This window comes from Sutterella massiliensis (assembly GCF_016899755.1).
Taxonomy (GTDB): Bacteria; Pseudomonadota; Gammaproteobacteria; order Burkholderiales; family Burkholderiaceae_F; genus Sutterella; species Sutterella massiliensis.
Genome location: NZ_JACJJC010000464.1, coordinates 1 through 258, shown reverse-complemented (window position 1 = coordinate 258; position 258 = coordinate 1). Strand labels below are relative to the sequence as shown.

1 protein-coding gene is annotated in these 258 nt (G+C 51.6%); it reads left to right on the top strand.

What is annotated here, in order from left to right; genetic code table 11:
* Positions 1 to 46: 46 nt before the first annotated feature.
* A partial coding sequence (locus tag H6A60_RS14620) for a hypothetical protein (RefSeq protein ID WP_205105343.1) occupies positions 47 to 258 on the top strand: 212 nt, incomplete at its 3' end.

The following is a 258-nucleotide window of genomic DNA, read 5'->3' as shown; positions in this document are numbered from 1 at the left end:
TTATACGACTCTTTCGGGCGACGGTTCGCTTTCGGACGAGGTGGATATGCAGCCTGTGGTCTGGCCGCTGGATTCGGTAGCTTCTTTTTGCTTGCCTCCAGCTTCCGGTGAAGTGCCTCTGCAGGGAGCGGTCACGGTATTGACACGCGATTATCGGAAAAATCAGATAGAGCGGACGTATGATTTTACCGTCGATTCGTTGGTTTCAAACCGTATTTATCGGGTGCATACTCCGGTTGTACATCCCGATGATAAGGC